We start from the raw sequence: 6,000 nt of genomic DNA, 5'->3' as shown, positions 1-6,000 counted from the left end.
CGTCCCGAATTTTTCGGGACGAGACACCCTTGAGCGAGTTGATGAACTTGGTAAGCTCAGTGGTCGGTTCTGCCGTGAACAGGATGTGAACGTGGTCAGAACCGCCATTGACGTTCTGGATGTTCACACCGAAATCTGCGGCGATGTCACTGGCAATCTCACCAAGCCGTTCTGCGATCTCGTCGGTGAGGATGTCGCTCCGATACTTTGTGACGGTCACAAAGTGATATTGAAGCGCATACACCGTGTGAGATCCTTTTTCGAGGTTATACTTCATTAGGCCGTGCTAATTTCTATACAGCCAATCTCAATAAACGTTTTTCTATGTGGGGTATTCGGCCTTCGACCAACGGTGGGACGGTCAGTAGTTGTCGGTTTCACGCCCGTGGTAAACGGCGGGATTCTCGCCTTGAAGAAAGATCGCTTCTCTTCGGCTCATAACCGATGATTCATTGACAGAGCAGTTGGCTGAAACGTTCAACAAGGAATACTCACCAACGTCAATAGGGCATTGCAGCGACGCACAGCTTCGCTCGATTCATCGGGAGGAATGTGACTCGTGTTTCGATGATCAACCGGACGTGATCCATGAGCTAATGCGTATGATCATGGACATGCGAAACCAGTTCCTTCGGTTTCGGGTTGATGATCCGGACAAACATGACCGAGACCTGGTTCGTTTCGGTCAATTATATTTTTCATTAGAGTAATTGCTGAGTTCATGCGTGTGGTGCCCAAAGTGTAGATAGATTACTCGTATTGGGCAACTGGTTTAAATGCGATCCACCGGGATACGTACTCGTATTATTCCAACCACGCACGGCGGCCGCTCGTTCAACCACCGGTGTCGTATTTGTAGGTCGCGCCGTCGGCGTCGATCCCAAACTCCTCGGCATCAACGGTGGGCTCCTCGGCAGCCCCGCTGGCGGTTTTGAACGCATCTCGCAGCCGCGATGGCATCTCGAAGTCGTCGATGTCGATAGCGAGGCCAACAACCTCGTCGTCTCCTCCTGCCGCTTTTTTTCTCCGCCGATCAGCCAGTGGCGTAGGGAGATCGTCGACACGCTCGAATCCCAACTGAGTCGGATAGCCGGGCTCGTCAGTCAGTATGTACGCCGTCTCGACGCCGGCGTCACCAGTTTTGGTGAGCAGCCGCTCGATAATGTGGGCACCGATACCCTGATCGCGCCATGATTGGTGAACGCCGATATGTATCAGTTCACAGACAGTCGACCCGTCTGTGTGGACGCATAGCCGACCAAATCCGGCCCGTTCGTCGGAATCTTCCTCAACCGCGATCACGTACTCCTGTGGCTCGCCGACCGCCTCGCCGAGGCCCATCGCCCCGATCCCATCACGAAGCCACGTCTCATCCCGGCTTTTGCCATCGCGGACATACATACCCGCTCGTACCGGTCGCATCGACGTAAACCGTGGGGCCACGACGGGAGGACTAAACCGGCCGGTCAAGTAACACCGATATGCAGATCTGTACTCATCACGCTGGAGTGAGGGAATGAAGCCGAATCGCGTCGATTTTATCGTCGATATGGCGTTCGGGCTGTTGATCTCGCTGGCTGTCGCCCTACTCGTGGTTGTCGGCACCCAAACGGGGATCGCCTTCGGTCTCGGGGTGCTGTTGTCCTACACTGTCCACGTCGTCTGGAAGATGTCGCGGTTCGATCCCGACTGGATGAGCCAGGAGGTCGCCGAGGCCGTCGAGAAAACTGTCGAGGAAACCGTCGACAAGGAGGTCGGCGAGGCGGTCGAACAGACCGTCGGCGAAACGGTCGAGCAGGAAGTCGGCGACACCGTCGAGAAAACTGTTGAGGAGACCGTCGACAAGGAGGTCGTTGCGACCGTCGAACAGACCGTCGGCGACACGGTTGAAAAGGAGGTCGGCGACACCGTTGAGGCAACTGTCGAGGAGACGGTCGGTAAAACCGTCGACGACGGCGTTACCGAAACCGTCGAGGAGACCGTCGAGGAAACAGTCGGCGACGAGGTCGCCAAAACCGTCGAAGCCACGGTTGGCGATGAAGTTGAGAAAACTGTCGAGGAGACCGTTGGTGAGGAGGTCGCCAAACGCGTCGAAGAGACAGTCGAAGCGGCCGTCGAGGAGACGGTCAGCGAGGAGGTGTCAGCGGCGACCGAGACGTTGGAAGCAAAAACCGAGGCGATCGAGGCGCAGCTTGATGAGCAGGCCGACGGCGATAGCACCGATAACGACGACCACACGGACGACGAGACGTAGATCAGGTTCCTGACACCGCTTGTGGGTGTCAGCCGATGGGCGATTTTCGCTCTTAGATCCAGCCTTCTTCGACGAGCAGTTCGCCGTTCAGCAGGCTCGCGCCGGCTGCCCCGCGGAGAGTGTTGTGAGCGAGACAGTTGTATTTGAGCCCGCTGGGGGTTTCGCTGACGCCGCCGACGGAGATCGCCATCCCGTTGTCACGGTTCCGATCACGCCGTGGCTGTGGTCGCTCAGGTTGGTCGTCGCCGAAAACGTGGATGAGCTGGTCTGGCGCGCTCGGAAGGTCGATTCCGGGGAACGATTCCAGCGCTTCCCGCGCCGCAGCCGGTGAGGGGTCGTCGGCGAGATCGACAAAGACGCTTTCGAGGTGGCCATCAAGCGTTGGAATCCGGTTACAGGAGGCGTTGACCTCGGCGTCGTGCAGGGAGAGCTCCGCGCCGTCGAACTCCCCGAGCAGCTTGCGGGATTCGGTCTCCATCTTGTTTTCCTCGCCGCCGATATGCGGGATCGCGTTGTCGATGATCTCCATCGACGTGACCCCGGAGTAACCTGCGCCGGAGACGGCCTGCAGCGTCGTCACGTCGGCGCGTTCGATCCCAAAGCCTGCATCAAGGGCGGCCAGCGTCGGCACCATCGTGATCGTCGAGCAGTTGGGGTTTTTGATAAGCGCGCCGTCCCAGCCGCGGTTATCGCGTTGCACCTCGATGAGATCGAGGTGACCAGGGTTGATCTCAGGGATGGTCAGCGGGACATCTTCCGCCATGCGATCGTTCGAGGAGTTTGAGGAGACAACATAGCCGGCTTCGAGGAACTTGGGTTCGACTTCGCTGGCGACGCCTGACGGCAACGATGAAAACAGGAGATCGATGTCATCGCTAACAGCGTCCGGATGCGTTTCGCCGACCTCGATATCGGCGACATCCCGGGGGATCGGCGTGTTCGCGCGCCATTTGGCGGCCGCCTGATACGACTTGCCTGCACTCGACTCGCTGGCGGTGAGTGCGTCGATCTCAAAGGTTGGATGGCCATCGAGCAGTTGGATGAACCGCTGTCCAACCGCGCCCGTTGCGCCGAGGATACCGACAGAAACTGTCATTGCCGTGCGAAGCCGTCTCACATATATAAGTCGGTCGGATTCCCGGTGCCGTGTGTCGATCTATCCAAATCGTTGGTGATACTCACACGGCCGCCGCTGAGAACCGACGGTGCTACTGTTGGGCCGGTTGACCGCCTTCCTCGTAGGGCTGGACGACGACGAACCCCTCGCTGCCGGTGAACGCCATCTGGAAGGATTCGCCGGACTGTTGGCCGATCTCGATTGTCTTGTTCGTCTCGATCGACGGCGAGAGGTTCGTACTCCACGCAACGGTCGCATCGGGATCGGTTGTTATCGGTGGCGTCGCCACCAACGGATCGCCGTGAGTCGTCAGCGCCACCGTCCCCGGGCCGCTGAGGTACACGTTTGTGAGGCCGCCGGCGATAGCCTCCGAGAGCCCGCCAACGGTGTTGATCTCGTAGTCGACACGGGACTCAAAGGCGAGGATATCGTTGCCGTTGACCGAGATCGAGTCGTCAGCGTCGAGTGAGAGCACCTGGATCTTTTTTTCCTGATCGGCGACGTAGAGATGCCCCGAGCCGTCGGCCTCCATGATCGGCGTTCCCTCACTGGAGACAGCGTCTTTGACGAGGCCGGTGATCCCGCCCTCGGCGGAGGACTTCCCGGTGAACGTGAGATCGCCGGTGTAGGCGACCATCGAGCCGGCTTTGACCATGGCGGTGCCCTCGACCGCGATGTCGAGCAGTTTTGCGTTCTCCAACTGGAAGCCATCGCCACCGGATTTCGGGGCGTTGGCCTGCGTGAATTCGTCAAGCTCCATCACAACCACCGGTTGTGACACAAGCCGTATATACCCGGTGAAGCCTCAAACGCGCGTTTTCGACACGGGGGATCAGAGACGTGAGAGGCCGCTCAACAGCAGCCCCCCTACCAGCGGAAACAACAGTGGCGCGGCGAAAACGAGTACCGCAATCGCGGTTCCGGTGTCGAGATCACCGGCCGTCAGTACGACAACCGGAAGCACGGCAAACACAGCCAACAGGCCGGCAGCGGCAGCGACGACGGTATACTCCGTCTCAGGGCGACGCGGCTGTCTGATCGGTAACGCAAGCTCATCAACCGCAGCGTCAAGATCCGGCACCGGGCCGAGTGTGACCGGCTTATCATCGTCGTTGGGTGTCGACAGCGTGACCGTTCCTGTCCCAAGCAGCCGATCGGGGATCGCGTTTTTGACCTCGATATCGCCGCGATACACAGGGGTGACCCACTGTGGCTCGGCCAGCAGACGATCGTAGGCCACGATCTCGTGGTCGCGCCGCTGGTACTCGATGGTGCCGAACCGCAGCCATCGACTCAGAACAGCGACCGCGACAATCGCGAGCAAAACAGCGACAGCGAACCCAACGACCAGCGGGGAATCGATGGCGATACCGAATATGAGCACCGCCCCTAACAGTATACCACCGTCGCTTACCAACCCCAGCATGATGTCCGGGATACTGCCGAGGATAATCGCCGCTGTGTCAGTCGTGACCCGGCCATCGACAGGGCTGTCAGGTAGCTCGATCTCCGGCGGCGGTTCCTGAAGCGACTCAGTCTCGATCAGCGTGCTCTGCCGCAGCCAGTCGGTGACCACAACCAGCGGCTGCCCCATGTGGTCGACATAGAAGCGATACGCCTCACCGGCCGTTTTCGCAAGGACAACCCCGCCTATCAGTACGGCCCCACTTGCTGTCTCACCTGTAATAAACGGGAGCAAGCAGAACAACACCAGCACCTGCTGGGCCGGTGTGCGGGTCAGTTCTTGAGCCGACACGTTGGTGTATCGCTCGGTACCGATGTAGTCGACCCGGAAGTCCGTAAGATGCGAGGCAACGAGCGCGACAAGGGCAACGAGGAGTCCACCCGACACCGTCGGAGTGAGATCAAGCGAGAGCCAAGCGAGCAGACTCATCGGCAGCACCGCGATACACCACACGCCAAGAATCGAGACCGCAAACGGGAGGTTCCGTGGATAGATCGGTGGCCACCCCGATCGTGGCTGTAGCCCGCCGCGCTTGGCGCGTAGATTCGTCATCGGCTCCAGCACGTACAGCTCCGGGGAGCCCTGTTTTGCGAAGAGTGCCTTGATCGCGGCCAATAGGGCGGTTGTGAGGGCTTCAAACCAGTAGATGACAAGCAGCGACGTGAGGCTCCACCCCCAGACAGAAACGCCGAGTAGGGGAAAGAGATTGCCGGCGACAACCGCGAGGAGGCCGAGCCACTGCGTCGGTATGGAGGGCAAACGCGGCACAAAACGTGCTGTGGGAGGGACTCGTAACTATGTTTCGGCTTCCATAGTTGCTCACGCCCACGGCCGACGGCAACGGAAGGTGTAAGCCAAGCGCGTCCCGACGCTGTAGTACGTGCCACAAGTCCCCGGCCGAGCGATCCTCTTTCGGGAGCGATGACAGTCCGGCGAACCCAGGCACGGAACAGACGGCCCGCTGTCGGCCGCAACGACAGCCGCCCGGCACGAGGGTTTCCCGACCGACAAGGCACGCCGCCACAGGATGCGGTCGGGCGTTAGTGTTCCGGGCGACATATAGGTTCCATACAGTGACATCGCTGCTCATCGGCAGGCTCAATCGTTGCGCTCCTCCTCGGTGTTACGCTGCCGATTCTACCTGTAACGATCGGTTCAGGAGAC

General features: G+C 59.6%; 6 protein-coding genes. 1 reads left to right on the top strand and 5 read right to left on the bottom strand.

The features are described from left to right. The coding region (tnpA, locus tag DP106_RS11830) for an IS200/IS605 family transposase (protein ID WP_120085546.1) at nt 1–277 on the bottom strand (277 nt) is incomplete at its 3' end. 557 nt (nt 278–834) lie between these two features. Further along, entirely contained in the window at nt 835–1,401 is a 567-nt protein-coding gene (locus tag DP106_RS11825; protein ID WP_120085544.1) for a GNAT family N-acetyltransferase, read from the bottom strand. A 115-nt stretch (nt 1,402–1,516) separates the two neighbouring features. Between DP106_RS11825 and DP106_RS15905 the strand changes: the two genes are divergently transcribed. Beyond that, nucleotides 1,517–2,254 (top strand): hypothetical protein, encoded by a 738-nt coding sequence (locus tag DP106_RS15905; protein ID WP_165857883.1) that lies wholly within the window; start codon nt 1,517–1,519, stop codon nt 2,252–2,254. 52 nt (nt 2,255–2,306) lie between these two features. Here the strand turns inward: DP106_RS15905 and asd are convergent, their stop codons facing one another. The 3 genes from asd to DP106_RS11805 form a co-directional block, all read right to left on the bottom strand. Next, on the bottom strand, nt 2,307–3,350 hold the full coding sequence (asd, locus tag DP106_RS11815; protein ID WP_120085542.1) for an aspartate-semialdehyde dehydrogenase: 1,044 nt from the start codon (nt 3,348–3,350) through the stop codon (nt 2,307–2,309). A 112-nt stretch (nt 3,351–3,462) separates the two neighbouring features. Next, nucleotides 3,463–4,131, bottom strand: coding sequence for an AIM24 family protein (locus tag DP106_RS11810; protein WP_120085540.1), 669 nt, complete (start codon nt 4,129–4,131; stop codon nt 3,463–3,465). 72 nt (nt 4,132–4,203) lie between these two features. Next, complete coding sequence (locus tag DP106_RS11805; protein ID WP_120085539.1) at nt 4,204–5,604, bottom strand: DUF6498-containing protein; 1,401 nt, start codon at nt 5,602–5,604, stop codon at nt 4,204–4,206. Nucleotides 5,605–6,000: the final 396 nt, after the last annotated feature.

The sequence above is a fragment of the Halonotius pteroides genome, from assembly GCF_003605635.1.
Lineage (GTDB): Archaea > Halobacteriota > Halobacteria > Halobacteriales > Haloferacaceae > Halonotius > Halonotius pteroides.
The sequence above is the reverse complement of the archived record's forward strand: the minus strand, read 5'-3'. Positions and strand labels throughout refer to the sequence as shown.